The sequence below is a fragment of the Vibrio sp. B1FIG11 genome (genome assembly GCF_905175335.1).
Classification (GTDB): Bacteria; Pseudomonadota; Gammaproteobacteria; order Enterobacterales; family Vibrionaceae; genus Vibrio; species Vibrio campbellii.
Window position 1 is genome coordinate 1,498,312 of record NZ_HG992752.1, and the last position, 25,972, is coordinate 1,524,283.

The 25,972-nt window shown below is 44.2% G+C and carries 23 protein-coding genes and 2 pseudogenes; 4 read left to right on the forward strand and 21 right to left on the reverse strand.

Features of this window, described 5'->3' with window-relative positions; translation table 11 throughout:
- The 10 genes and pseudogenes from KHO06_RS23330 to KHO06_RS23375 all read right to left on the reverse strand — a co-directional run bounded on the left by KHO06_RS23330 (position 1) and on the right by KHO06_RS23375 (position 8,487).
- Positions 1-723 carry a tetratricopeptide repeat protein gene (locus KHO06_RS23330; protein ID WP_042600399.1) on the reverse strand — a complete coding sequence of 241 codons (723 nt, stop codon included), beginning with the start codon at positions 721-723 and terminating at the stop codon, positions 1-3.
- A complete protein-coding gene (locus tag KHO06_RS23335) occupies positions 723-1,574 on the reverse strand; it encodes a type II secretion system F family protein (protein WP_212582640.1) in 852 nt (283 codons plus the stop codon). Before KHO06_RS23335 ends, KHO06_RS23330 begins: the two co-directional genes overlap by 1 nt.
- Positions 1,571-2,473 (reverse strand): type II secretion system F family protein, encoded by a 903-nt coding sequence (locus tag KHO06_RS23340; protein WP_212582641.1) that lies wholly within the window; start codon positions 2,471-2,473, stop codon positions 1,571-1,573. The genes KHO06_RS23335 and KHO06_RS23340 overlap by 4 nt, the downstream gene beginning before the upstream one ends.
- Before the next feature lies 1 nt (position 2,474).
- Entirely contained in the window at positions 2,475-3,746 is a 1,272-nt protein-coding gene (locus tag KHO06_RS23345; protein WP_212582642.1) for a CpaF family protein, read from the reverse strand.
- Positions 3,743-4,984: a P-loop NTPase gene (locus tag KHO06_RS23350; RefSeq protein ID WP_212582643.1), complete on the reverse strand. Its 1,242-nt coding sequence runs from the start codon at positions 4,982-4,984 to the stop codon at positions 3,743-3,745. The genes KHO06_RS23345 and KHO06_RS23350 overlap by 4 nt, the downstream gene beginning before the upstream one ends.
- Position 4,985: 1 nt before the next feature.
- Positions 4,986-5,462 carry a hypothetical protein gene (locus KHO06_RS23355; RefSeq protein WP_212582644.1) on the reverse strand — a complete coding sequence of 159 codons (477 nt, stop codon included), beginning with the start codon at positions 5,460-5,462 and terminating at the stop codon, positions 4,986-4,988.
- A pseudogene (locus KHO06_RS23360) lies at positions 5,459-6,827 on the reverse strand (pilus assembly protein N-terminal domain-containing protein). Before KHO06_RS23360 ends, KHO06_RS23355 begins: the two are co-directional and overlap by 4 nt.
- Positions 6,827-7,651, reverse strand: a complete 825-nt coding sequence (locus tag KHO06_RS23365) for an RcpC/CpaB family pilus assembly protein (RefSeq protein ID WP_212582645.1) — start codon at positions 7,649-7,651, stop codon at positions 6,827-6,829. Before KHO06_RS23365 ends, KHO06_RS23360 begins: the two are co-directional and overlap by 1 nt.
- A 21-nt stretch (positions 7,652-7,672) precedes the next feature.
- Complete coding sequence (locus tag KHO06_RS23370; RefSeq protein WP_212582646.1) at positions 7,673-8,110, reverse strand: prepilin peptidase; 438 nt, start codon at positions 8,108-8,110, stop codon at positions 7,673-7,675.
- Positions 8,111-8,262: 152 nt separating this feature from the next.
- Positions 8,263-8,487: a Flp family type IVb pilin gene (locus tag KHO06_RS23375; protein WP_212582647.1), complete on the reverse strand. Its 225-nt coding sequence runs from the start codon at positions 8,485-8,487 to the stop codon at positions 8,263-8,265.
- A 466-nt stretch (positions 8,488-8,953) separates the two neighbouring features.
- Here KHO06_RS23375 and KHO06_RS23380 point away from each other — a divergent pair, with 466 nt between their 5' ends.
- Positions 8,954-9,844, forward strand: coding sequence for a LysR family transcriptional regulator (locus KHO06_RS23380; protein WP_005425953.1), 891 nt, complete (start codon positions 8,954-8,956; stop codon positions 9,842-9,844).
- A 158-nt stretch (positions 9,845-10,002) separates the two neighbouring features.
- On the opposite strand, the gene KHO06_RS23385 is transcribed toward KHO06_RS23380, so the two are convergent.
- The 8 genes and pseudogenes from KHO06_RS23385 to KHO06_RS23420 all read right to left on the reverse strand — a co-directional run bounded on the left by KHO06_RS23385 (position 10,003) and on the right by KHO06_RS23420 (position 19,144).
- Positions 10,003-11,052: an alpha/beta hydrolase gene (locus tag KHO06_RS23385; protein WP_212582648.1), complete on the reverse strand. Its 1,050-nt coding sequence runs from the start codon at positions 11,050-11,052 to the stop codon at positions 10,003-10,005.
- A 366-nt stretch (positions 11,053-11,418) separates the two neighbouring features.
- Positions 11,419-12,534, reverse strand: coding sequence for a BspA family leucine-rich repeat surface protein (locus KHO06_RS23390; RefSeq protein WP_212582649.1), 1,116 nt, complete (start codon positions 12,532-12,534; stop codon positions 11,419-11,421).
- Between the two features lie 26 nt (positions 12,535-12,560).
- Positions 12,561-12,998: a BspA family leucine-rich repeat surface protein gene (locus tag KHO06_RS23395; RefSeq protein ID WP_212582650.1), complete on the reverse strand. Its 438-nt coding sequence runs from the start codon at positions 12,996-12,998 to the stop codon at positions 12,561-12,563.
- A 331-nt stretch (positions 12,999-13,329) separates the two neighbouring features.
- Complete coding sequence (locus tag KHO06_RS23400; protein WP_005534869.1) at positions 13,330-14,373, reverse strand: GMP reductase; 1,044 nt, start codon at positions 14,371-14,373, stop codon at positions 13,330-13,332.
- 448 nt (positions 14,374-14,821) lie between these two features.
- Complete coding sequence (locus KHO06_RS23405; protein ID WP_103411690.1) at positions 14,822-16,360, reverse strand: NAD(P)H-hydrate dehydratase; 1,539 nt, start codon at positions 16,358-16,360, stop codon at positions 14,822-14,824.
- Between the two features lie 110 nt (positions 16,361-16,470).
- Positions 16,471-16,911 carry a PAS domain-containing protein gene (locus tag KHO06_RS23410; protein WP_005425904.1) on the reverse strand — a complete coding sequence of 147 codons (441 nt, stop codon included), beginning with the start codon at positions 16,909-16,911 and terminating at the stop codon, positions 16,471-16,473.
- Positions 16,911-17,914: pseudogene (locus tag KHO06_RS23415) on the reverse strand (response regulator). Before KHO06_RS23415 ends, KHO06_RS23410 begins: the two are co-directional and overlap by 1 nt.
- Before the next feature lie 321 nt (positions 17,915-18,235).
- Entirely contained in the window at positions 18,236-19,144 is a 909-nt protein-coding gene (locus KHO06_RS23420) for an aldo/keto reductase family oxidoreductase (protein WP_045419127.1), read from the reverse strand.
- 96 nt (positions 19,145-19,240) lie between these two features.
- On the opposite strand from KHO06_RS23420, the gene KHO06_RS23425 reads away from it, so the two are divergent.
- The gene (locus KHO06_RS23425) at positions 19,241-19,660 is read left to right on the forward strand and encodes a helix-turn-helix transcriptional regulator (RefSeq protein WP_010647128.1); all 420 of its coding nucleotides are present in this window, start codon (positions 19,241-19,243) and stop codon (positions 19,658-19,660) included.
- A gap of 11 nt (positions 19,661-19,671) precedes the next feature.
- On the opposite strand, the gene KHO06_RS23430 is transcribed toward KHO06_RS23425, so the two are convergent.
- Complete coding sequence (locus KHO06_RS23430) at positions 19,672-20,232, reverse strand: hypothetical protein (RefSeq protein ID WP_212582651.1); 561 nt, start codon at positions 20,230-20,232, stop codon at positions 19,672-19,674.
- Positions 20,233-20,893: 661 nt separating this feature from the next.
- Between KHO06_RS23430 and clcA the strand changes: the two genes are divergently transcribed.
- On the forward strand, positions 20,894-22,300 hold the full coding sequence (gene clcA / locus KHO06_RS23435; RefSeq protein WP_038888437.1) for a H(+)/Cl(-) exchange transporter ClcA: 1,407 nt from the start codon (positions 20,894-20,896) through the stop codon (positions 22,298-22,300).
- A 260-nt stretch (positions 22,301-22,560) separates the two neighbouring features.
- Entirely contained in the window at positions 22,561-23,508 is a 948-nt protein-coding gene (locus KHO06_RS23440) for a TDT family transporter (protein ID WP_079401325.1), read from the forward strand.
- Positions 23,509-23,557: 49 nt separating this feature from the next.
- Here KHO06_RS23440 and KHO06_RS23445 read toward each other — a convergent pair whose 3' ends face one another.
- Together KHO06_RS23445 and folE are read right to left on the reverse strand one after the other, a co-directional pair.
- Positions 23,558-24,799, reverse strand: a complete 1,242-nt coding sequence (locus KHO06_RS23445; RefSeq protein ID WP_212582652.1) for an NRAMP family divalent metal transporter — start codon at positions 24,797-24,799, stop codon at positions 23,558-23,560.
- A gap of 277 nt (positions 24,800-25,076) precedes the next feature.
- Positions 25,077-25,730, reverse strand: a complete 654-nt coding sequence (folE, locus tag KHO06_RS23450; protein WP_005373478.1) for a GTP cyclohydrolase I FolE — start codon at positions 25,728-25,730, stop codon at positions 25,077-25,079.
- Positions 25,731-25,972 lie beyond the last annotated feature (242 nt).

Here is a 25,972-nt window from a genome sequence, read left to right on the forward strand (position 1 = left end):
CTAACTCCTAGTCTGAGTCAATTCAGTCGCGATACTGTGGATCTCTTGAGCTGAAAAATCACCTTTAAGCAATTTCTTCGCTGCGTCCATTTGTTGTGCTTTCATAAGTGCAATAGCAAGGTTCGCTTTGACCACTTTATTTGCTGGATTGTCTTTTAACACGGGAGTTAGCGTCTCAATTGCTTGTTGGTACTCACCGTTTGCCATATGTATCATCGCAATATTGTTCTTGATCACGACATCGTCGTATCCACGTAAGCGGGCGTTATTCAGCTCTTGATAAGCATCTTCATACTTACCCGCTTTGGTGTAGGACACGCCGAGCAAGACATGAATTTGCCCTGCCTGATTACCAGCACTGACTGAAGATAGATAAGCGGCAATGGCATTTTCAGTGTCGTTTTTTGCATCAAACACCTGCCCTTCTAGTTGATACAGACTAGGATTCTCAATACCCTCTTTTCTGAGGTGTTGAACGTAGAAGTTAGCTGATTCAAGATCCCCTTTATGGAAGTAAGCCCACGCGAGGTTTTCTTTTACCGCAGGATCTTGCGAACCTTGCTCCAGCTTGGATTTATAATGCGTGATTAAGCCGTCGTAATTCTTCACTTTTTCCATGCTAGTGACATCATCTAGTTGCTGGCTCTGCTGTGAAGGTGTCGATTGACAGCCAGCTAATACGCTTAACGCGAACAAAACGACAGAAATACGTTTTGCAACCATTAGTTACCCCCAATATTGATCGACATTTGCATGACACTCGGAGCGAGTATCAGAATGACGATCGGAAACATAATGAATAAGATCAAAGGCACACTCATCTTTGCCGAGAGTTTGCCAACCTTTTCCTCGACCGTAAGAATCTGAACTTTTCGCATGTCCTCTGCGAGATCACTTAATACTTGAGCCACGGAGGTTCCGTACTGCAAATTTTGAATAATAGTCAGGACAAAGCTTCGAACTGCTGGTGTTGGTATCCGGTCACTGAGATCATTAAGCGCCTTTTCTACACCGTGTATTTTGGCTGAATCGGAAGTGCGTTTAATTTGATAGCAAAGGTCTGAATCAAACTCTGCCAACTCCTTCCCTAAGTACACCAAAGCCGCTTCTATCGTCATACCGGTTTGAACACACACCGACATCATGTCTAATAAATACGGTAACTGAGATGACGTCTTACTAATCAAGACTTTACGTCGAAGCTGCAGCAAGGAATCAGGTACAACTATCACGCTAATAAGAGCAAAAATGACCACGATAAGCTGACTGGTCGTTGTCATATCCGACAGTAAAACCCCACCAGCAACCAAAGCAAGTACCAACAACTTGGCAGGAAAGTAAAACTTCGCCCACTCTGTGTTGTAATACCCAGCTTCAATCATTTTTTGTTCTAATTCGTGTCGATACTCTTTACCGAAACGGACAAAAAAACGGTTAACGCGAGAGGGGGCACGCACTACATCTCCCCCGATGTAAAATGCCACTTTCTTGCGTCGCTGCTCAGTACGTAGTGAATCAACGATTAAAAAGAGTAGCGAAACAAACAGCACAACAAGAGAAACCAATAACATCATGCGCGCACTCCTTTGACTAACAGCCAAACAATAAATAACCCGAACAACTCGCTGCCAAGCACATAAAAGAGCACGATTCGGCCAGAAGGGTCATACAAGACATAATCCACATTGCCAGGATTTACATAGTTAAGAATAGCCATAAAAATCAATGGGATTGCTGCCACAATCTTGGCCGAGATTCTTGCTTCCGACGTCATCGCCATTTTCTTCTTCTCTAGCGTTCTTGCATCTACGAGCACGCGAATAAGCCTTGCTAACACGCCTTTTAACTGGCCGCCTCGAGCAATGTTTGCTCTAAGTGTTACGGTAAAGAACAGAAATTCCGGATATGGGTAGTTTTTACACGAACGCTGCAATACAACCTCAGGAGACTCACCCAATTTCAGTCGGTCTCCCATCAACTTGAATTCACGACCAATCGAGTTATCCATTACGTCGCCAACGTAGCTGATGGCTTGCATTAAACTGTCACCAGCCGTAACCGCACTCATGAGAATATTCAGAGCATCTGGAAAAGTGTTTTCAAAGTCTCTGCGTCTTCTTGTCACCAAATACCGGTAACCAAACAAGGTTAGTAACACTGACAACCCTAGCGTTAGCCAGATGCTGGACATCAAGAGCAACTTAACGACAAAATACCAAGAGACAATAAGACTACCTGTGATGTACAGAGCGATATAAAGAGACGAACGCGGTCCCAAAACTTTAAGAGTTGGCGAGATCGACTCTTTAAACTTTTGCCAGCTTTGCTTTCGTACCAATGATTTAACGTTGATAGCATTGAAGTTTTCCGCTTCAGCTTCTTCAATATTGAAAAACTGGTTAACCTTTTTGACCTTCGAATCCCTGATCAAAAGCAGTACAACCGCAAAGAGGATAAGCGAGATCCAGAGCATGTTATATCACCTTAAATGCAGCCATCAGCTCGTCATATAAGCCGAAGAATTGGGATTTTTTCACAAGCTCAGATCGTTGCATGATGCCACTGGTCACAAAGTCGCCTTTCACCGTTTCCCCGAAATGCGCATCGTCGTAACGGAAACGATAGATCTCTTCCATCACGACGCTATCGCCTTCTAGGCCAACAATTTCAGAGATACTGGTAATTTTACGGGAGCCATCACGCAACCTATTAACTTGAACGACCATTTGAACGGCACTGACAATTGTTCTTCGAATCGCGTCAAGAGGTTGGTTTAAGTTCGCCATCATGACCATGGATTCAACACGAGCAATCGCATCACGTGGAGTATTGGCGTGCAACGTCGACATCGAACCATCGTGGCCGGTGTTCATCGCCTGCAGCATTTCAAATGCTTCAGAGCCACGACACTCACCAAGAATGATACGGTCCGGGCGCATACGCAGCGCATTGATAACCAAGTCACGCTGGTTCACCGCGCCAGTTTGTTCAACGCTGGAAGTTCGCGTTTCTAATCGAACCAAGTTTGGTTGTTGTAAACGCAGTTCGGCTGCATCCTCAATCGTGACAATACGTTCATCTTCTGCAATGTATTGAGATAGCGCGTTGAGTAACGTGGTTTTACCCGAGCCAGTACCGCCAGAAATAAGAACGTTCATTCGACAGCGAGAAGCGATCATCAGTACTCTTGCCATGTCTGGAGACATAGAACCAAAGCCAATTAAATCTTCAAAGCCAATGTTCTGCTCTCTGAACTTACGGATAGAAATTGAGGTTCCGTCCAGAGCAATCGGTGGAATAACGATGTTTACACGACTGCCGTCTTCAAGCCTTGCATCAACTGTTGGGGATAATTCGTCCACACGTCTGCCAACACGCGATGCAATACGTTTTGCGATCGCCAATAACTGCTCTTCATTGACAAACGAGACTTCTGATTTTTGTACCTTACCGTGTCGTTCGAAGAAGATGTTATTCGGCCCGTTCACCATGATGTCTGAGATCGACTGATCTTCCACTAATGGTTGTAATGGCCCCAAACCAAACAGCTCATCAATCAGGCTTTTCACCAACCCAGACTTCATCATGGAAGTGATCGGTCGTTGGTAGCTGTTCGCAAGAAGGTCTACCGCAGCTTGTATCTGGGCCTCAAGATCTCGACGGCTCATTTTCTGAACCGCTTCAGCATCTAACGCTTCAAATATTTGGCCACGAAAAGCGACATATAAGTCTTTGTTAGAACTCATTTAGCACGCACCTTCTTTAACCACGATCCCATGCCTTTTTGATCAACAGGTTGGCCATTGATCAGCTTCACCAGTAACTCCATAGAGCGACTGACGTGGCGATCATGTTTATGGCCTCGCTTACCATCAATGATGATGTGTGAAAGCGATTTGCAGTAAGCCACTTCTAAGTCAACATCCGTCCCTAAGTATTTGGTTAAGTCAGGCTTCTGCAATACATAAGCATTTTCTGGTCGATGGTAGTTCACGACCGTAATAACACGAGTGCGAGATGCGAGTGTGAGCTGCAAATTCGACATTTTTTCAAATAACCGCTTTGCGCTTCTTACCGAAGACACAGATGCGTCTAATACCAAAACAACCACGTCGAAGTTTTCTACCAAGAGTTGAGGTTCAACTTTGAAATCCACGCCACCAGAGAAATCTTCGATAATGAAATTGGTATTTCTTGCCAAAAGGTCACAAAGCGTTTGGTTATAGTTAAGGATATCGGTCTGACTCATATCCCCATCAATCGCCAACACACGTAGATTTTTTCGTGCATTGAACAGGTAGCTCAATGCCCCTTCTTCATCCATCTCATGCAATGGCGCAGTGAACTCGTCTATGGCACGGGATTTAAAGTCTTTTAGTCCCAATAGAACGTCGATATTAGTGTCCGCATATTGATGGTCGACAAGAATCGTATCGCTACCTTGAGTAGAGAGTAGTGAACTCAACTCGGTAGTAATGAAGGATGCTCCGACCCCGCCTTTCGAACCAACAACCGCGATACGCTTTGCTTTACGCTTCTGACTTACGCCAGAAAATGTCTTGAGGTTTTTGTTCACGTGATTCAAGAAGTCAGCAAACTCTTGTTTATTGACTGGCCAAAAAACGTAATAAAAGCCCATCTCTTTGAGAGAACGAAGCGTCGAGATCGCGTCTTCCTTGCCAATTACTACCACCCCTTTATGAGTTGGCACTTTGCTGGCAAACGCTTTAGCATCTTCGACAACACTGCGGGATTCATTCAGTTCAAGTATGACGATGTGACTGCTTTGTTGCTCTGTCAGCTTGGTTGAGCCCGAGTTGGCTTTTACGCACTCAGGATCGTTCCAGCCTTCAAAGCGAAACACTTCTTGAACTAGGTTCAAACACTCTTGTGATTGATAAAACAAAGTACAACCAGCAACGCCAGTCGCGGTGGACTGAGTAGGCTTAGCCTTGGTGCTTAACGCTTTGGTAAGATCAAACATGTTATTCTCCCACCAATCTAGACTTATAGGACACTTGTTTTAGACGCATCGACTCTACAAAGCAGTCAGGTTGACCTAGTTGGACGTGAATTTGTGCAGGCGTACATTGCTGAGTCTTCATGCGCGTTAACGTCACTTGAATGCTGAGCTCATTCGTTAAATGAGGTGTATTGCGGAACGTCACTCTTTGCGGCGCGACAATGTGTGACGGATATTGGCTAAATATCTGCTCTAACATCGTCTTGCCACGCGTTGATCTGTAATCCACCACGTAAGTCGCCTCTTTATCCATCGACTCAATATCGTGAATCAGTTGCTTAATCTGCTTGGTGGTTTCCGCTTGTTTTTTGATCGCAAATTCGAAATTGTGGTGTTCTTTGTACACCAAAGCTTCAGCACCGTTACCACCAAAATAACGCTCTGAAGCGCAACCAAAGAGGGATGAAGTCAATAAAGTAATGAGTACGAGTTTCTTCATTGAATGAAACCTCCTTCAGACAGTAAGCGAATCGTTGCATCCGATGTCACTTGGGAATTACCCTCGGAATCAATATTCAACCAACGCGCCAATGTTGATGTTTTTTTGATATATGGGAGTTGAATGTCTTTTGGTTTCATTGGCTCAACCAGATTTACCGTCGCCACGATGATCAACTCAGTGCGTTTTCTGTCTGTCGTTGCCTTACGGAATGCCGCACCAAGTACAGGGATATCGCCGACAAAAGGAATCTTCTGCATTTTTTCTAAATCGGTGCTGCTCATTAGCCCACCTAGAATGAAGCTATCTCCGTCTGCTAACTCGACCGTCGTTAACGCTCGACGCGAAGCCAGCTGTGGCACTTTTATACCAGCCGCCTCTACATAGCTTTCTACTTCACTGACTTCTGGGGCTAATTGCATTCGGATCTTATCTTGGCTAAGTACCTTCGCAGTAAGGTCCAACTTAATGCCAAACTCTTTAAAAGTGATATTGACATTGCTGTCCGTCGATACGATGACCGGCACCTCTCCACCAACGAGGAAACTTGCCGATTCGCCGGAGAGTACGGTTAAATTAGGTTCAGCTAAAACTTCAGCAATTTGGTCATTGCCTAATGCTGTAATCAACGTGCTTAAATTTGCGGCGTCAAACTGATCAAAAACAAACTCACCGACACTAGAACCCACAGAGCTCCAGTCAACACCTACTGTTTTTCCAATGATTCGGTGACTTGAGCAACGGAAATTTTGACGTTCACTTGTTGAGTCGTCGCGACTTCAATGCGTTCGACGATCCCTTCCCATGTCATATTTCGCGCGAAACCATCCCCTCCGGCTCTTCATAGTCGGCACTTTCAGAGCTGAACTCCAACTTATCGGCTTTGTCCCATCGCTCTGTCTTTTCTCGGCCAAGTAGTGTTGCAACCAATCGATAGATGTCATCACGCGTTGCTTCGGAATCAACAACACCACTAACGGCAACTTGCTCACCAACAGACTGAACCTTGACCTTAGCGTCTGGAAAATGGAATTTAAGCTGGCGTCTGACTTCGCTTAAGTCCAAATCAACAATAATGCGATCAGAGAGCAGCACATCATCATCAATCCCGTACACAATCAATCGTGACTGCCCTATTCCATTAGCGAATACCACCAATGTGTTGTCATTGATGATTTTATAATCCGCAATATCAGGATTACTGATGAAGACCTTTCCAATTGGTGTCTTAAGCTGAATATGTTGTCCATCATTGAGCGTAATGGGGCGATTCGCCGCATAAACATTCGTTACGCACATTAAGCCCATAAAAAAGAGCACAATAGAACGGTAAACTGATTGCTTCATTTGAGGTTGTATTGTCATTACAGAGCCTCTCTTGGGTTGTTGACGTTACCGCGCAACTCGTCAATACCAGTGTAATTATCAATAATATTGCGCACTTCTGCGTACTCAGGCTGCTTGTAGGTTTGGCTTCGGTATATTTCGATGTGCATAGTTCTTTGGGCTAACGCGAGTTTGGCTAGGTCATCAGGTCTAACTTCAATGACGACAGTCGTTAAACCGTCTTCTTTACTCGGGGCTCGTGCAGTAACAGAACTGTTTTCCCCTTCTCCATCACCAATGTTGAGTACTTTAATATGCTTGAGGAACATTGATGCTTTCACGCCTCTGAAGCGCTTTGGCTTATCCATATTTCCCGCTAAGTTATCATTTGGAGAGCTCACTGTAAGGACATCAATGTATGAACCTGGTCGGATATAATCATTGATTAGATTCTTGTTGCTCACTTCGAGTGGATACAACGTCATTCCCTCCGTGACGAGAAGATCGATATACCCAGGCTGACCAGACGCGACTTGGTATTCTGGCAACACAACTTCGCCAGGATTCAAACCTCGATTCAATAAAACGGAAGGGGAAAAACTGATTTCAGCGTCTTCTCTCACACCAAGCGTCAATGCCTCGCTAAGTGGGAGCTGTCGTTTTATGACGCCTTGAGCACTGATCGCATGCCCTTTTTCATACGCTTCTGTGGTCGTCCAGACAGCAACATGCTTTTCTTCTTTGTTATCTGCCAATTCAGCGGTAGTTGCTGACTGAGGTTCGCTTTTGAACAAATCGACAACGCCTAGCGCGCCAACTATCAAAGCAACAATAGCAACAAGTAATACCAGTCGAGATCTCATAACGTGCCTATTTTTGGAGGTTTATATATGTGGCGTATTTTGAGTTAAAATTACTAAGTAAAATCCAACGCTAATTGCTATTCCATATGGGATTCCCTCTTTATTATTCGATGTGTTGCTTATTAGCTTTTGACCTATCAAATAAATAACAGCTAAAAAACCACCAGCAAAAGCCGTCAAAATATAGGCCCACGGCAAATCATGTAAAGGGACTGAAAGAGATAAGACAGCGGCATACTTAATATCACCAGCTCCAATCGAAATCAGAGCGTAAAGTATTAACCCTACCCCTAACACCAGCAAAAAGGTTGTTATTTGAATATCTAACGGTGAAAAAAAACTTTGCAACAAGAGGAGTATGAGCAAGGTGTAATTATGTATTCTTCGACAAATAAAATCGACAAATGAAACATAAACACACGCAACTGCCAATACTAACAAATACCATTCATGACTCAAAAATAAGACTCTCAGGTTAACTTTTCTGGTTTATTTTCAAAAAAAACTCATTAGATAATCTGAATTAACGATGCCAGACCAATGAAAACCATAGGTCTGGCATAAATATCTATCGATATTATCTACATACAACCAAAGGGTAATATGTTTAATTATGGCGTTGGCGTTGGTTTAGTACCAGCAGTTTTGATCGTATTAGCAATCGTATTAAACGCCTTACCCAACTCCTTAATGAAGCCGTTATCACCTACCGCTACGCTAACTAGCACTGCCATTGCAACACCAATTAGACCATATTCAATCGCCGTTACGCCACGTTCGTCGTTCTTGAATTTTGATAAAAACAGGCTTGTTTGTACGTATAGTTTAGTGATCATGATCGTTCCTATGAGTTAAATTTATAAAAGAGGCGCCAGTCTAATTAATACCTTTAACCAAGAAAAAATAGCACCTATTGATAAAATCGATAGGATGTGTAAATAACACTCAAAATTACCAAATAAATATCGAACACTTTTTAAACAAAAACTTAAAATACAATACCTTAGCTTAATCTTTTACATTACAATGACAGTGAAAATGACTATTTGATAGTTTTAAAAATTGGAACAAGGATCATCAATAGAGTGATAGCTCTACATATTAATTAATAATTCAATACAAACCAATTGATACGGGTGATAATCAATTATGCCATATAGGAATATGTTGGCGACGGTTTAATGCAAAAATAATTAACCGTGGTTTATAAAACCTGTTGAAATATGAGAATCATCACGCTATATATACGAACAATAAACCTAAAACTATAAATTACTTGCTTTTAAAAAGGTTGGTAGAATCATGAAACTACAATTCGAAAATATTGTTTCGTTCGTAGCTGTAGTTGAGGAAGGTTCATTTAGCTCCGCAGCTCGGAAGCTTGGCAAATCCCAATCTACTGTTAGTACTGCTGTTCAGAACCTGGAATCAGACTTAGGCTTCAATTTATTTAATCGACAATATTCTAAAGTCTGGCTGACCGAAAAAGGGAAACGTCTATTCCATTTGTCTGCCCCTGTTGTTTCAAAGTATCGAGAATTGATGACAACAGCACAGCAAATGAATATATCAGAGCAAATCGTTTATCGTGTAGGCATTGATCCACTGGTATTCAATAAAGAAGTAAAGAAAACACTACTAGACTTTTCAGAAGCATTTCCTAATGTAGACTTGCTTGTTGTCACCAAACCAAGCTTTGTTTTGGGTAACTACATAAACGAAGGGAAGATCGATCTAGCCTTGGGAAACCCCTACCACAAAACAGGGAACGACTTTAATATTGATGAGTTGTTTTACGTCAACTGTTGGTGGGTGGCACACGAGGCCTTGACGAATATTGACAGTAACCCGTCGCAACGAGTCCTCTTAATGGATGGCAGCGAAGAGTTACTCAATTTATCTAACATAGCAGCCTATAATTTATGGCGTCTGGATGATTTGGGAACCATCCTAGACCTATGTAAAGCCCAAAAGGGCATTGCTTTTTTGCCAGAATTTCTCATCGAGGAAAATGAAAAAGAGAGCAAGCTAAGACGGATTAACGACCACCCAGATTTATTTGGTAAGCGAGTGACCGCTTCTCTATTCTGGCCTACACATTCTGATTTTAGTTTGTTCAACCAATGGATAAAAGGGGAGCTAAGAAGTAGTGTAGCCCCTCAACCAAAGTTCATGGCAGATTTAGCACAATAACCCACTCTATTTCTCTTTTCTCTAAACCTGCTTTCCAGAATGTAAAAGAGCCGCAGTTTGCGGCTCTTGCTTTATTCAATTGTGTTTAAAAACACCTGATTCTTTACCCCGCACGATTAGAGTGCAGGTTCAACGTACCTTCAAAAATACAAAAGAAACTATAACAACGTTTTCGAAAAGAACTTATCAAGTTTGACTACGGCTTGATCAACATACTTGTTTTGATCGTAAAGGTCGAAATGTTGCGCCCCTTTAATCTCAAACAACTCAGCGTCAATGCCAGCGTCTTTACCTCGTTTTACCGCCACTTCGCTAAAATACGCCGATAGCGCTTCAGTCCCAACGACAGCCAAGAAAGGAGTGTCGCCAAGTAGCGCCATGTTTTCTGATGGGTTATAAGCGTAGCGTGTATCTAGAGACATAGCAGCGCGCATTGGTGAATAGTTTTCGGCACCGCCACCACGCTCAGGGTTACGATAGTAATCAGCAGCGCGAACCCAAAACTCATTCATGGATTTGGCTTTTTCTGCAGATGGAATGCCATCAACAAGCACGACCTCACCTGTTTCGTAATACTTTTGACGTGCCTCGCTCGCCATTTGGATCTGCTGACGATATTGCTCAACCGGATCGCCCGTAAGTTGGTCCATATACTGAGTTGCCCCACCCATACCATAGTCAGTAAAGTCAACAAAGCCACTGACTGTTGCTACAGAGTCTAAACGGGTATCCTGCATTGCAACTTGTAAGCTGTAACCAGCACCAGAACAAATGCCTAGCTCACCGATGCGCTGAGGGTCAACGCCTGGAAAATGACTCAAGAATGTAATGGCATTCTTAATATCTTCAACCTTCATTGGCGCATTTTCCATACCGCGAGGATAACCACCACTTTCACCGTAAGTACGATGGTCAAAAGCTAGGGTAATATAGCCTTTTTTTGCCATTTTCTCGGCGTAAATACCTGCGGTTTGCTCTTTAACACCACTGGCTGGCGTAATCACTACAAGCGCTGGATAGTTTTTGCTTTCGTCATAATTGGGTGGCAAGAACACATTACCAGCAATACGAACATTCTCACTAAGAAAAGCAACTTTATTTTTGCCATCGTGATAGTCAGCACCTAAGAAGGCTTCCGCAGCAACAGATGTTGTTCCTAAAACGGCACTAGCAACTAACGAAAGGGGGATTAATTTAGTAGTTTTCATATCTTACTCCATAGATTTCTGAGGTTTGCAACGTTCCCCGCTGCAACAGATGTATGTTATGAAAACCATAAGTGTTGATATATAGCACTCAAATCAATTCACTGTTGCCATTAAACAACAATTTAAGAGGTACATTTATAGAAATAGTCACAGATATCCATAAGTAAGGTATGACTTAATAGCTTGAAGAGATAACTTAAAGCATGACAATTCTGGCTAGCCATAGCCTGTCGCCGTTTTTTTATTCGACTTCATGCGCCCTGGGTTGAACTAATCGGAATCCTCTCGCCAGCATCACTTCTAAACAAAAAAGCCAATATTGAATCAATCAACACTGGCCCTTGTTTAGTTAAACCGAAACGGGAATCAGTCTACAAAATATGGCTGGTGTTCTTCAGTCAAAGCACTGTCTTTCGCAAAGTCAGTATGCTTAGTTACATTGCTCACGTTCCAGTTAGATAAGTCTTGGTTAAATACCTTAGCCTCAGCGAACATGCGATCCATATTCAGCACGTTCGATGTATCCCAACCACCTATATCTTTGTTAAATACCTCCGTATAAGAAAACATCCAGCTCATATCCTTAACATTAGATGTATCCCAATTTCCTATATCTTGGTTAAAGGCCTTCGTATAACCAAACATGTAGCTCATATCCACAACATTCGATGTATCCCAATCACCTATATCTTGGTTAAAGGCATGAGCAGTAGCAAACATCCAAGACATATTCATCACATTCGATGTATCCCAACGGCCAATATTTTGGTTAAAAGCTTTTGCATTTGAGAACATCGCAATCATATTCATCACATTCGATGTATCCCAGTGGCCTATATCTTGGTTAAAAGATTCAGCTCCAAGAAACATCTTAGACATATCCCTGACGTTCGATGTATCCCAATAACCGATATTTTGGTTAAAGGCACTGGCTTCCCAAAACATATAGCGCATACTACTTACCTTGGACGTATCCCAGTAGCCGATATTTTGATTGAACGTAGAAGCCCCCCTAAAAATTTCGTCCATTAGTGACACATTAGACGTATCCCAATAACCGATATCTTGGTTAAAAGCTTGTGCATAAGCGAACATGTCTTGCATATCCCTTACCTTGGACGTATCCCAGTAGCCGATATTTTGATTGAACGTAGATGCCCCAAAAAACATTGAACCCATATTCGTTACATTCGATGTATCCCAATCACTGATATCAGCATTAAACGATTCACGATCCCTAAATACACGGCTCATATCCGTTACCTGAGTGGTGCAAAATCGAATTTTCCCTTGCTCTAGTGTATCTAGCATCGTCTTGTCTTTGATTAGAGCGTTATCCACTACTACATAAACTTGCCCGTTTTCAATCATCACGGAATTAACGGCTTGGTCAGGGCATTTTACTGAGATATCAGCAGCAAAAGCGGTTTGGCTGGCAAGCGCGATTGCGCCCACAAGAAGTGAGGCTATGGTTCTTTTCATTGTATTTTCCTAGGGTTGAATAGACGTTATTGCGTAAAAGTTGGAAGGTTATCTTCAGACAGGCCACTGCCTTTGGCGAAGTCGGTATGACGAGAGACGCGCTCGACGTTCCAGTAGGTTAAGTCTTGGTCAAAGCGCTTGGCGCCGGAGAACATGCGATCCATGTTGATAACACTGGAAGTATCCCAGCGGCTGATGTCTTGATTGAAGTATTTGTCTTTAGCGAACAGGTCACTCATGTTTGTTACGTGAGTGGTGCAGAGTTGAATGTTGGCATCCAAAAAATTTTGCCAATAGTCTGAGTTGCGAATGAGTGCGTCATTGACAACCACAAACAACTCATCTTCTAGAACCATCACGGTTCCTGGTTTGTTGGACTCACAGGTAACTGTTTCAGGCTCACTAGCAAAGGCTTGGCTACAACTTAGTAGCGCACAGGCGGAAATAATCGAACGTAGCTTCATGATTAAGATATCCGAGTCTTATAAAACGAATCTCGATCATATAAAAAGCACTTTTGTCAGTTTCACTAATAGAGGCTTTAAATTGACTAAATCAGTAAAAATGCATTCCTTAGCCCAATAAATACCTCACAGTAATAACAGAATTAATTATAAAACGAGCACTTTGTGAGATATTCCGTTAATTGTGCTGAATATCGTCAGTGTATTTTTTCTAAGTTTACTTAAGTAACGGCTATTTACCGTATCAGTCTTTTGGCATTTCGTTTTTTTGATCAAAAAAAAGAGCCGCAAAATGCAGCTCTTAATTTATCTATTTCTATTTAAGCAAAACTTACTCTTTACCGAATACGTTGTTTTCTTGCTCTTGTACGCGGATGAAGGTAGTACGCTTGGTTAGCTCTTTAAGCTTTGCTGCACCTACGTAAGTACATGTTGAGCGAACACCGCCAAGGATGTCTTGGATAGTACCGTGAACGCTGCCACGGAATGGTAGAAGTACGGTTTTGCCCTCAGCTGCGCGGTAGCCAGCAACACCACCAGAGTGCTTGTCCATCGCGCTCTTCGACGACATGCCGTAGAATTTCATGAACTTCTTGCCGTCTTGTTCGATCACTTCACCGCCTGACTCTTCGTGACCTGCTAGCATACCGCCTAGCATTACGAAGTCAGCGCCGCCGCCGAATGCTTTTGCAACGTCACCCGCACATGAACAACCACCGTCACCGATGATCATGCCGCCAAGGCCGTGTGCAGCGTCACCACACTCGATGATTGCAGAAAGTTGTGGGTAACCAACACCAGTCTTAACACGTGTAGTACATACAGAACCTGGGCCGATACCCACTTTAACGATGTCTGCGCCCGCTAGGATTAGCTCTTCACACATGTCGCCAGTCACTACGTTACCTGCAGAGATAACTTTGTCTGGGAATGCTGCACGTACACGTTGTACGTACTCGACTAGGTGCTCTGAGTAACCGTTCGCGATATCGATACAGATGAAGATAAACTCATCAGAGATCGCCATGATGTCTTTGGTTTTTTGGAAGTCTGCTTCAGACGTACCCGTAGAAACCATAACGTTGTTTAGTGTTGCTTTATCTGCTGTTTTCGCAAACTCAGCCCAGTCTTCTACTGTGTAGTGTTTGTGAACAGCAGTCATTACACCATGCTCTGCTAGTGCTTTCGCCATTGCGAAGCTACCAACCGAATCCATGTTCGCCGCAATTACAGGCACACCAGACCATTGACGACCACTGTGCTTGAATGTAAAATCGCGGGTTAAATTTACTTGAGAACGGCTCTTAAGGGTAGAACGTTTCGGGCGAAACAGTACATCTTTAAAACCTAACTTAAGTTCTTGTTCGATACGCATTGTGTAATTCCTTGATTCATAAGTATATGTGTCATCTCAGAGTGCGTAGTGGCATCGTTGGCAGACGAGTTCACTGTTCTTCGGACACAAAAAAACCGGAGCGTTGGCAGACGCTCCGGTTTTCAGCATTATAGGCTGTGATTTCTTTCCTACAAGTCTGATATTTGATTTTTTTTGTGATACCATCTTGGAAATCGCATATCAAAAACACCGCACCTCTCCCCAAAATCATAACTTTGTTAACAATATCAGATAGTTAAAACCCACCACCATTTAATCCTTTGCGCAAACCTTTGCGTGAAACCGATAGCTTTTTACCGTTCAGCTTCTCATAAATGCTCAAAATTGCATCAAACGGTCTTTAATCCTTGGATCAAACAAAAAATATTTCCTGATTTTTTCACGCTTCACATCACTCTTTTGCCATTTTTAGCGCTGCTTTCTCCGTTCAATAATCGTTTTTTAAGTTAATGGCATCTCGAAGTGATTCAATAACATCACTTGCCAATAACCCAATTTCGCCTTTTTGTTGAACATTAATGTCCGCGGCGTGACTATGAAGCATCACTCCCAAACGTGCAGCAACAGCAATAGGTAACCCTTTGGCAAGCAGCGCGGCAATCACACCAGAGAGCACATCACCCATTCCACCACTTGCCATTCCCGGATTCCCAGCAAGACACACGTACATTCTTCCCCCATCAAAGATAAGCGTACCCGCCCCCTTAAGAACAACAACACCACCATAACGTTCATGGAGTTGTCTTGCGGCAGCAAAGCGGTCTTGCTCTATTTCCTTAGTTGAGACATTAAGTAAACGTGCTGCCTCTCCGGGGTGTGGCGTCATAACGCGTTGCTCATCTCGTAAAACCACGACGTCGTTACGCTGATTCAGCATCGCAAGAATATTGAGTCCATCAGCATCCACGACCTTAGGTTTGTGTTGCTGAGATAAGAGCTGGTATGCCTGATGCGCCCATTCATCCTCACCGAAACCAGGACCGAAAGCTAAGGCATCCGCCCAACGTGTCCGTTTAATCAGTTCGTTGTCCTGCTCTTTTAGCTCATCAAACGTAATAGCCTGACTCATGACTTCTGGAGAGCCAACTTGCAATGGCAATAAAGAGCTCGGGTGTGTCAGAGCAGCCGTAAGTCCTGCGCCTGTTCTTACTGCGGCTGAGGCGCACAAACGAATGGCGCCAGACATGCCTTGATTACCACCTATACATAAGAGCTTGCCATTATGCCCTTTGTGGGCTGTGGCTTTTCTTTCTGGCAGTAACCTTCTGATAATTAGATGATCGATTCCTAACGCACTTTCTTCTTCAATCGACTCAAACTCGACGTTTACACCCAAGCCAGAAAAATGCAGCTTACCGACGTAGTCTCTCGCCTGCCCTGTGCATAAGCCTTGCTTCACACCAATAAAGGTCACCGTGTGGTTAGCTTGAATGGCATCTCCGAGCACGGAACCTGTGTCTGAACTTAACCCCGAAGGAATATCGATTGAGATGACTGGACAATGAATTTGATTAACTTGATCAATGTAGCGACGATATTCATGCCTTACTTCACCAGAGAGCCCTGTACCAAGCATGGCATCGATGATCACATCCACCTCTAATAGTGCAGTGTGCCAATCATCCCAAGAACTATTCTCGCCATCCACAGATTGCCAATCTTCAAACGCTCGCAGCGCATCCCCTTTCAATGCTGTGGTGTCCCCTAGCTGGAAGACTCGGACGTTGAGCTGCGCCTGTTTTGCGAGAGTAGCAAACACATACCCATCCCCACCGTTGTTCCCTTTTCCGCAAACCACCAGCACAGTTCGCGCCTTTGGGTAAAGGTGGAGAAATCGCTCGTAAACCGCCATACCAGCACGCTGCATCAAACTGTACATTGAGACTCCAGCCATTTGAGCTGCGATCACTTCTCCGTTTCTGACTTGCTCTGCGGTATAGAGCTTGAGGGCGAGATTAAAATCCATAACGATATTCTACGGTTCAAAAGACACGATTTAAGTATACGAAAAAGCCGAGGCGAACCTCGGCTTTTGCTGTGTTTATTTTCTCAAGCTTTATTTTTGCTGTTGCGACATCAAGTTTGCTGCTGAGACATCAAAGCTTCTGCCGTTGCATCTTGAATCGACAAAAACAGTGAGTTGATTTTCCCTGTTGGGGTGCGCATTGGGTTAAGCGTCACGTTTTGATACATGAACTCTGCTTGTTGCGTCACTGGTCGAACGTTACGACAACGGAATAAATATGGACGCTGACGCCATGTGATAAAGCTTCTACACCCTAAATCATAAACAGGCTTGGTTTTTAGCTTGAACCACTCTTGCGGGATCTCAGGGAAGATATCAAAGATCGAGCGGCCAATGGCTTCATGAGATTGTAAGCCGCTGTGGTGCGTCATAAAGCCGTTCCACACTTGAACGTTGTAATCTTTATCGATCACAACTAAACCCATATCGACATTCTGCACCATGTCGACCATCCAATGGAATTGTTCAAATTCTGCAGGTAAATTCAGCATTAGAAATCTTCCATTAGGTACGACAGTTTGTTATCTAGCAACGGCAGTGACTCATCAACAAACATGAACAGTAGATCACAACGGATAGAGGTGCCTTCAATGTTGTAGCTGACCTCGAATGTCATGGTTCGGCTAAATGCACCTGTTGTAGACTCGATAATAGAATCGATGGAAATATGCTGACCAAGCAGCACTGGTGAACTCTGGAAAAAGCGGACTTCAGATTGCTCACCTAAACCATTTAAGAATGAACCGACAAGATATTGGATATGTCCATCAACAGTTCTAGTTCTTCCAACTCTTCACTGTCTGCTGGCACCTTCATCAGTTTCTTAAGATCAGAAACACTGGAGTCGCTTAGGATCACTAACGCTTCGCCAGCGATGCCTTCACCACAAAAGCCTTGGCAAACACCGGAGACGTTATCGTGAGAAGCTAAATCTCGCAGCGCCATGTGCAGCTCACTGACTTCAAAGATATTCACGTTTGGAAGAGGGAGCTGGACAAACACATCAAAATGGCGAGCTAACGCGTCGGCCGCACGACCAATAGAGACGTTGGCCACTTCCATATAGATGTCGCGGCGACGCAGAATGGGTAATTCAATCGTGGTAGGAGTAATGACTTGGGGACGATCATTAGGCTCTATCAGCTCTTTTAACGTCGCCTTAAGCTCATCTTTACCAATCGGCTTTTGAATAAATGCTTTCGCACCGAGCGCAAAGACACGCTCTTTCGCTTTAGGTTGAATATCACCAGACACAACCACCACGGGCGTTTGGATCCCCAAGCGTTTCATATTTTCTAATGTTTCAAAACCGTCCATCTCTGGCATGGTGAGGTCGAGAAACATCAGCTTGAATTCTTTTTGCGCCAACTCTTCAAGCGCATTTTTACCATGAATGGCAAATGTCACGTCTGCATTCAATGTTGCTGGCAGTGATCTTGCCATCTGCTTGCGTGCTAACGCTGAATCATCACAGATGAGTACAGGAAAAGACATTCTACCACCTTTAATATTCAACAATCTGCGCAGGAGTCTAACAGATTGATACCGCCTATAATACGAAGAAACTGACGAGGAGTTTTTTCTTTGTTGTTTACTGGGTAAGCATACGCAATATGAATAGATGAGTGAACCAGTGAAACGAGAAAATCCCGAATTCCCTATACATTTAGTGACATTGCGCAGGAGTGATTAAAACTTCTACAGAGCTTGATACGCAAGGGGTTGCCTTTATTGGCTCCTGCTCTTTTAGCTGAATAGTAAATAAAAAAGGCACCCGATGAGAGCGCCTTACTTTTCGTTTGATTATTGTGCTTTCTATGGCACACCGTGACCTTTTGATGCTACCCAAACTCGGTACCATTGCTCACGAGTGAGTTCAATGTTCAAAGCATTCACTGCTGCTTGAACGCGCTCAATTTTACCAGAACCGATAATTGGCATTGGTTTAGAAGGTAAGCGACGAACCCAAGCGTAAATGACTTCATCAATGCTGTTTGCACCCACTTCTTCTCGAATAGCTTCCAGTTCGTTACGAACACGAACCGCTTGCTCTGTATCACCAGTGAAAATGGAACCACCACCCAAACATGACCATGCCATTGGACGAACACGATGTGTTTGAAGTAGATCTAACGTACCATCGTGTGCCACTTCAAAGTTCAGTGGGTTTATTTCCACTTGGTTAGTCACAAGAGGTTTGCTTAAACGAGATTGAAGAAGCTCGAATTGACGCGGCGTGAAGTTAGAAACACCAAAGTGCTTAACTTTACCCACTTTATGTAGCTCAGAGAACGCTTCTGCAACCTCATCTGCGTCCATCAACACGTCTGGACGGTGAATCAGTAGAACGTCAATCTCGTCGACTTTGAGTCTCTCAAGCGAGTTGTTCACGGATTGATAGATGTGTGCAGCGCTGGTGTCATAGTGGTTAATCTTACGCTCTGGCGTTTTGTCACCACATAAATTGATGTCGCACTTTGTCACGACCTGAATTTGCTCACGAATGCTCTTGTCTAGTGCTAATGCTTCACCAAACAACGCTTCACACTCGTAATTACCGTAAATGTCAGCGTGATCAACGGTGGTAATACCTAACTCAATGTGTTGCTTTAGGAACGACAAACGCTCTTGCGCTGTCATGCCCCAATCTACTGCACGCCAATATCCTTGAACCAGCTCAGAAAACTCTGGACCGTTTGGTGCAGTCACTACTTTTGCAACCATGGGTTTCTCTCCTTTTCTTAATCTGCATTCATCCTAGTCTTGTTTTACCGCTTGCTCAACGGGTAAACTTTCGCAATTCGAACTGGAGTACGAAATATGTCTTTTGCCCAACGACTCGCCACGTTAATTGGCGAAGAAAGCATCAGCGGTTTTGCCCGACGCGTCGACGTTTCCGAGGCTTTAATTCGCAAATACCTCAAAGGAAGCGAACCCAGCTTAACCAAAGCCAACCAAATCGCAATGCGGGCCAATTGCTCATTGGAGTGGCTAGCCACCGGCTGTGGCTATTTATACCGTCAAGCAGAGGTTGTGGATATGGAAGCCTACAAACTTGCCTTCCAGCACGTCATGAGTGGAACGATCTCTCAAGTTGAAGAAGCACAACATCGCAAACTGATTGCGGGTTACCAGTATCTGCGTGCTCATAAAAAGTCGGATGGATTTTTGGACGAGTCAGCAATGGCTACATTTTTAGCCTTGCACCATGAGAATAAAACGGAAACATCAGAGAGCTAAAGCATGGCACTTTAGAAACGAATCACCTCTAGCTCAATCATCTCACCATCACTGTTTAAGGTGACGTTTAATCTTGGCGCTGGAGAACCAAACTCTTGTGCTAAAACCCAATCAATACGACGTGGTACTTGCTGAGGGTATCGGTTGATAAATAGGACCAGTGCTTTGTCGACAGCTTCTGGTGAATTGTGTTTTAAAGCCGCAGCAACATCGTACTGCTCACCTTGTATTGCTATTCGCTTCATCACCAATCCATCTTTTCTCAGGTTCAGTATCAGCTCACTTAGATTTTGCGGTTGGTAGTCCGTGAGAAAGATTAGACGTATTGCTTTTGCCTCTGTTGTTGCTTCTCCATAGAGATGTTGCTGATAGTAGTGAAAGTCATCCAAACAGAATGCACCTGCACTTTCTTGCCCCTCACAGGTATACCACTCTCCGCCCTCTTGCAAAGTCTGTTGAACCTCAACGACAGATGCGTCCGATAATATAACTTGCCACCATGCCCCCTGCGCATAAGCAGTTTGCGTCAATAAACAGAGGGAGAGCAACGAACAAAAAGAAAAACGCAGCATGGCCTTACTATTAAGCTAACTCAAGAAGATGAATAAGAGCTTTATCTTTGCTGTAAGTCGAGCGAGAAGCAAGGTGTGATGTCGAATTTCAGGTACAAAAAAGCGGACCTTCTAGTCCGCATCAATCTTTGTACAAAGCCTAAACTGCGTAATCCATCACGCTGAGAACCATTACGACAAACAGAATATCATACCATTTAAATTTATCAACATTGCATTCTGTTTTTTGTAGGGAATAGAACGTTCAGGATCAAGCAGGCATTAAAAAGGCGCACAGTGCGTGCGCCTCTGCCTCGTGACTCAATCGTGAGTATGCGAATCGGGAAGACTATTGGTGCGTCCCGAACAAATGACGAGGAATTTCTGTAGGGTTTGAATCCATCCAAATTGTGTGTAAAACCTCACATCCCTCCTTCTGAAGCAGTCATGTTGCTTTACATTTAAAGCATGGTTCATTTCGCTCAGAAAACAAGTTTTACCAATAAAAAAATAGCGCCAAATATGGGACCAATAGCACAATATTAGTCAATATTTAGACAATTGATACTTGAACCGCTCAATAGTGGAAAGCTAAATTGCATCTTTATTGATTAGGTCTAGACTCTCCGAGGCGTATAATTTCTTTCGTCCCTTCCAATTAGTAGTCTAGGAGAATCTGTTAATGACCAAACGCGAGAGAATTGTGAAATCTGTGTTAGCGCACGTACCTAAAGATGCGATTAACCAGTTTGTCTCTCGAGGGTCAACGCCAACATCATTTTCCGTCCTCTTTATGGCGGCGATTGTTGGTACGCTAGCAGGCCTTGTTGGAACCTACTTTGAAATTGCGGTTCACTTTGTATCCGAGACTCGTACCGAATGGCTAAAGAGCGAGATCGGTAGCGTACTGCCTTTGTGGCTCGCTGCAATTTTGATCAGTGGTGCGTTAGCGTTCATCGGTTACTACCTTGTTCACCGTTTTGCTCCTGAAGCATCTGGCTCAGGCATTCCTGAGATCGAAGGTGCAATGGATAACATTCGTCCAGTACGCTGGTGGCGAGTCATCCCTGTGAAGTTTTTCGGCGGTATGGGTGCACTTGGCTCAGGTATGGTTTTAGGCCGTGAAGGTCCAACAGTACAGATGGGCGGTGCGGTTGGCCGTATGGTTACAGACATCTTCCGTGTAAAGGACGATGATACCCGTCACTCTCTATTGGCATCCGGTGCCGCCGGTGGCTTGGCGGCGGCATTTAACGCACCGTTGGCAGGCATCATGTTTGTGGTTGAGGAGATGCGCCCTCAGTTTCGTTACTCTTTGATTTCGATTCGCGCAGTGATCATCTCAGCCATCATGGCGAACATTGTGTTTCGAGCCATCAACGGTCAAGAAGCCGTTATCACCATGCCACAATACCAATCTCCTGAATTGCAATCGTTGTGGTTGTTCCTGCTTCTCGGTTCTTTGTTCGGCGTGTTTGGTGTTGTATTCAACAAACTGATAACCATTGCACAAGACAGCTTTGTTGCATTGCATAAAAACGACCGTAAACGCTACCTAATCACAGGTACCATTTTAGGCGGCGTATTTGGTCTGTTGCTGCTTTACGTGCCACAGCTTACCGGTGGTGGTATTGGCTTGATCCCAGATATTACCAATGGTAATTACTCGATCTCGATTTTAGTCATGCTGTTCGTTGGTCGCGTGATTACCACCCTACTTTGTTTCGGCTCTGGTGCGCCTGGTGGTATTTTTGCACCAATGCTTGCGCTTGGTACTCTCTTTGGCTACGCATTCGGTGCCAGTGCAGACATGCTGTTGCCTTCACTGACTATCGAGCCGGGTGTATTCGCAATTGCAGGCATGGGTGCGCTATTTGCAGCAACAGTGCGTGCACCGATTACTGGTATCTTGCTAGTTATCGAGATGACGAATAACTACTACCTAATCTTGCCACTCATTATTACCAGTTTGGGCGCAGTCATCGTAGCGCAGTTACTTGGCGGACAACCGATTTACAGCCAATTGCTACATCGTACGCTTAAAAATGACAAGCTACGTCAACAAGACCTACCAGAAAACCAAGCATAAGTTGATATACCCAAGTAACTTCGAGATGCTTGGCTAAACAGGCTCCAAATTATCTTTCATAAAGAACCATGATTTGGAGCCAGTAATTTTGCATTTTTACATCTCTCTACAAAAATAACCTATCAAACTCACAAAATTCCCACTCTCTGATATTTACCTATAATAACTAAGGGTAAGAAGCCGCTAAACTTGTTAGTATTCGCGGCTCAAATTAGAGTAAATCACCCAATCTCGGAGTAGTTTTGAACTGGAGAAGACTTGTGCAGTTTTATAGTGTCCCGCCATCACAAGCGGCGCTGGCACTAGGCATGATAGGGCTTGGACAAGCTTGGGCTTTATATCTCCCAGAGATTGGTGAGCCAATCAGACCATTCCTTGCTGCACTCGGAGCACTGCTTCTTACCCCGGTACTGCTGAAATACGCCACCAGCCCTCGCCTATTTATGGCGGACATCAAGCACCCTCTGAGCGGCAGCTTAATGGCTCCGATGAGTATGGCGTTACTCATGCTATGTGACTACCTTGCTGCGGTTGCACCAATCGTAGCTTATCCGCTTTGGTTTATGGCGGTGTTACTTCACTTTACGATGATGGTGTTGTTCTTTGGTTTCCAGATCATGAACTTCAAGATGTCGAACATTGTGCCAAGTTGGTTCTTATATCCTGTTGGTTTGATCAGCTCTTCCCTTGCAGGTTCTCAATTCGGCCATAATGTATTTTCTGAAACCTTGGCAATGATGTGTATTGGCATTTACTTCTTTATGTTGCCATTAGTCCTTTATCGCCTTGTGTTCTTTGGTTCTCTTCCGCGTCGCGCACGCCCAACATTGGCGATCATGGCAGCTCCGGTGAACTTGTCTTTAGCGGCTTATTTGGTCAACTTTGGCGAGCCAGATCCGATACTGACAGGCGCATTAGCAGGCATCGCAATCACTATGACGTTGTTGATTTACCTGTGTTATTTCCGTTTGATGCGCTTGAAGTTCCAGCCATCTATTGCTGCAGTAACCTTCCCTTCTGTTATCAGCGCGATTGCGATGCATCGTCTTACCACTTTTTTTGCAGAATCTTACCCACAGTGGCATTGGTTACATGATTTTGGATTTCTTGAATTGAGTGTTGCCACCGTGCTCGTGGTTTGGGTTTCCGCTGGCTATGTAAAAATGTACTGGCCAGAACTCATCAGAACACCTTCCAAGCAAATATAAAAAACGGCCTCTTTGTGAGGCCGTTTTCTTTTGTCTTGAGCGAGCAATGTTACCCGATGAACTTTGTCATAAAGTTGCTTATATTAGTCACGCTTGATGCCGCCATCACTACGACAATTGCAACGCCCGTCAGCGTTAAATAGGCTGGGTGTTTGTAGTCACCTACGATGTCTTTTCTGCGTGTCGCCACTAGCACCATACCCAATACGATTGGCAGAATAATACTGTTAACAAGGCCAGCCAGCATGAGCAGCAGAATCGGCATGTTCATCGTCACTGTGCCAAGCGATGTAATGATAATGAAGCCGACACACCATGCTTTCTCGTTGCGAGCCACAATTGGGAAGAGTGTTTTGATAAGGGAAATCGCCATGTACGAGTTACCCACAACCGAGGTAATCGAAGCAACAAACAACACCAAACCAAAGATAAAGTAACCTACTTCACCTGCACCTTGACGGAACGCGTCTGCGGCTGGGTTTGCAGAATCCAACGTGGCGCCTGTCGCTATCACACCGAACACCGCCAAGAACAACAGAATGCGAATCACCACGGCAATGGAAATACCGGCCCAAGCAGCGGTTTTGATAGCGGGTACGTTGTCTTTACCTTGCAAGCCGATATCAACCAAACGCTGTGCGCCTGTGTAATAGCCACCGACTGCGCCACCAACGATAGTTAGCGTTGGTAATAACAGGCTGCCAACATCCGTAGGCATTACCGCTGCGCTCAAGGTCTCCCCCATTGGCGGCAAACTGGTCATAGCAACGTACGCGATCAGAATGATCATAAACAAACCAAGGTAACGTGCCATTTGGTCCATGCGTTTAGAAGCGTTGTGCACCACAAACAGCAAACAACCGACCACACCAGTGAACAGCGCACCCCAAATGGTATCTACACCCGTTAGTACATTAATACCGAGCGCAGAACCACTTACGTTACCGAAGTTAAATGCAACCGCGCCAAGTGCCAGCAGAATGCCCACCACGTAGCCCATACCCGGTGCGACTTTGTTGGCAATGTCTTGAATGCGCATACCAGACACACCTACGATGCGCCACAAGTTCATCACAATACCAAAAGTGATAAACATGGATGCAAACACAGGGAATGCCATGTCGATTTTGTAGATGTTGGTGAAGACCGCCGTTTGGGTTAAAAAGCCAGGTCCAACAGATGTGGTCGCCATTAAGAACGCGACACTAAGAATTGCTTTCTTTTGCCAACTGTTTTCCGATGCTTGAATAGAAGCTGGAGCAGTCGAGTTGATGGTGGTTTGTGTGGTCATGCCAAATCTCAATTTTGTTGCCTTTCTACTATTAGAAAACAGAAAGACAACTGACCGAGATCAGCTGAGCTTGAAGAATCAAATTGGGCAGAACGAATAGAGAAATGAAGCCTTCGCAACCGTTTGCTGGGCGCGGATATTAAGTCTATCGCCTGTGACTGTCAACACAGAAATCGATAAATGATTTTTGTCGTGTTCATTCTCAAATCATTATTTATTTCAGACAGATACAAAAAAGGATGGCGTTTGCCATCCTCTTAGAATAGTGCTTTGTTACTTAGCGTAAACCGTGCAGAAACTCGGCACGCGTTGCTGGGTTGCTTTTGAAGATGCCACCCAATGCTGTTGTTGTCGTTTCGCTAGTTGCATCCATCACACCGCGAGATTTCACACAGTAGTGTGTTGCGTCAATCGTCACTGCCACATCATCAGACTCAAGCAACGTTTGAAGTGCAACAAGAATCTGCTGAGTCATACGCTCTTGAACTTGTGGACGCTGCGCGAAGAAGCGGACAATACGGTTGATCTTTGATAGACCAATGATCTTGCCACGTGGAATGTAAGCCACTGCAGCTTTGCCATCGATGGTCACAAGGTGGTGTTCACAAGTACTGGTCACTGTGATGTCCTTCACGCGAACCATTTCGCTCACGTTCATCTTGTTTTCAATCACAGTGATTTTCGGGAAGTTGGAGTAATCCAAACCAGAGAAGATTTCATCAACGTACATCTTAGCAATGCGGTGAGGGGTTTCCTCTAAACTATCGTCAGTAAGGTCAAGTTGAAGTAGACCTAAGATCTCACGCATGTGGTGTTCGATCTTCTCTTTCTTCTCTTCACGACTTACGTTGTTTGGACGCATTGGCGTTTCCAAACCGCGTTGCTCTAGCGCTTCTTTTACTAACTTCGCTGACTCGCTAAGACCTGACATTCCACTTCCTCTTTTGTTACTTCCGCTTTGATACGAACCCAATCAAAATTGCATTCATACTTTTCGCTTTGAGCTGCTCAGTTCGTGTCTTCACACCAAGGCACATCAAATGTAGGTACTGAGCTGATTTTCTTGAGCTCCGCAGGTTTTTTACCCCTTTCGGATGGCTGACAAGGATACTCGGATTTTTGATTAATTACACCCATATTTTATAGGTGGACATTCTTACTCGGTCCCCTTTT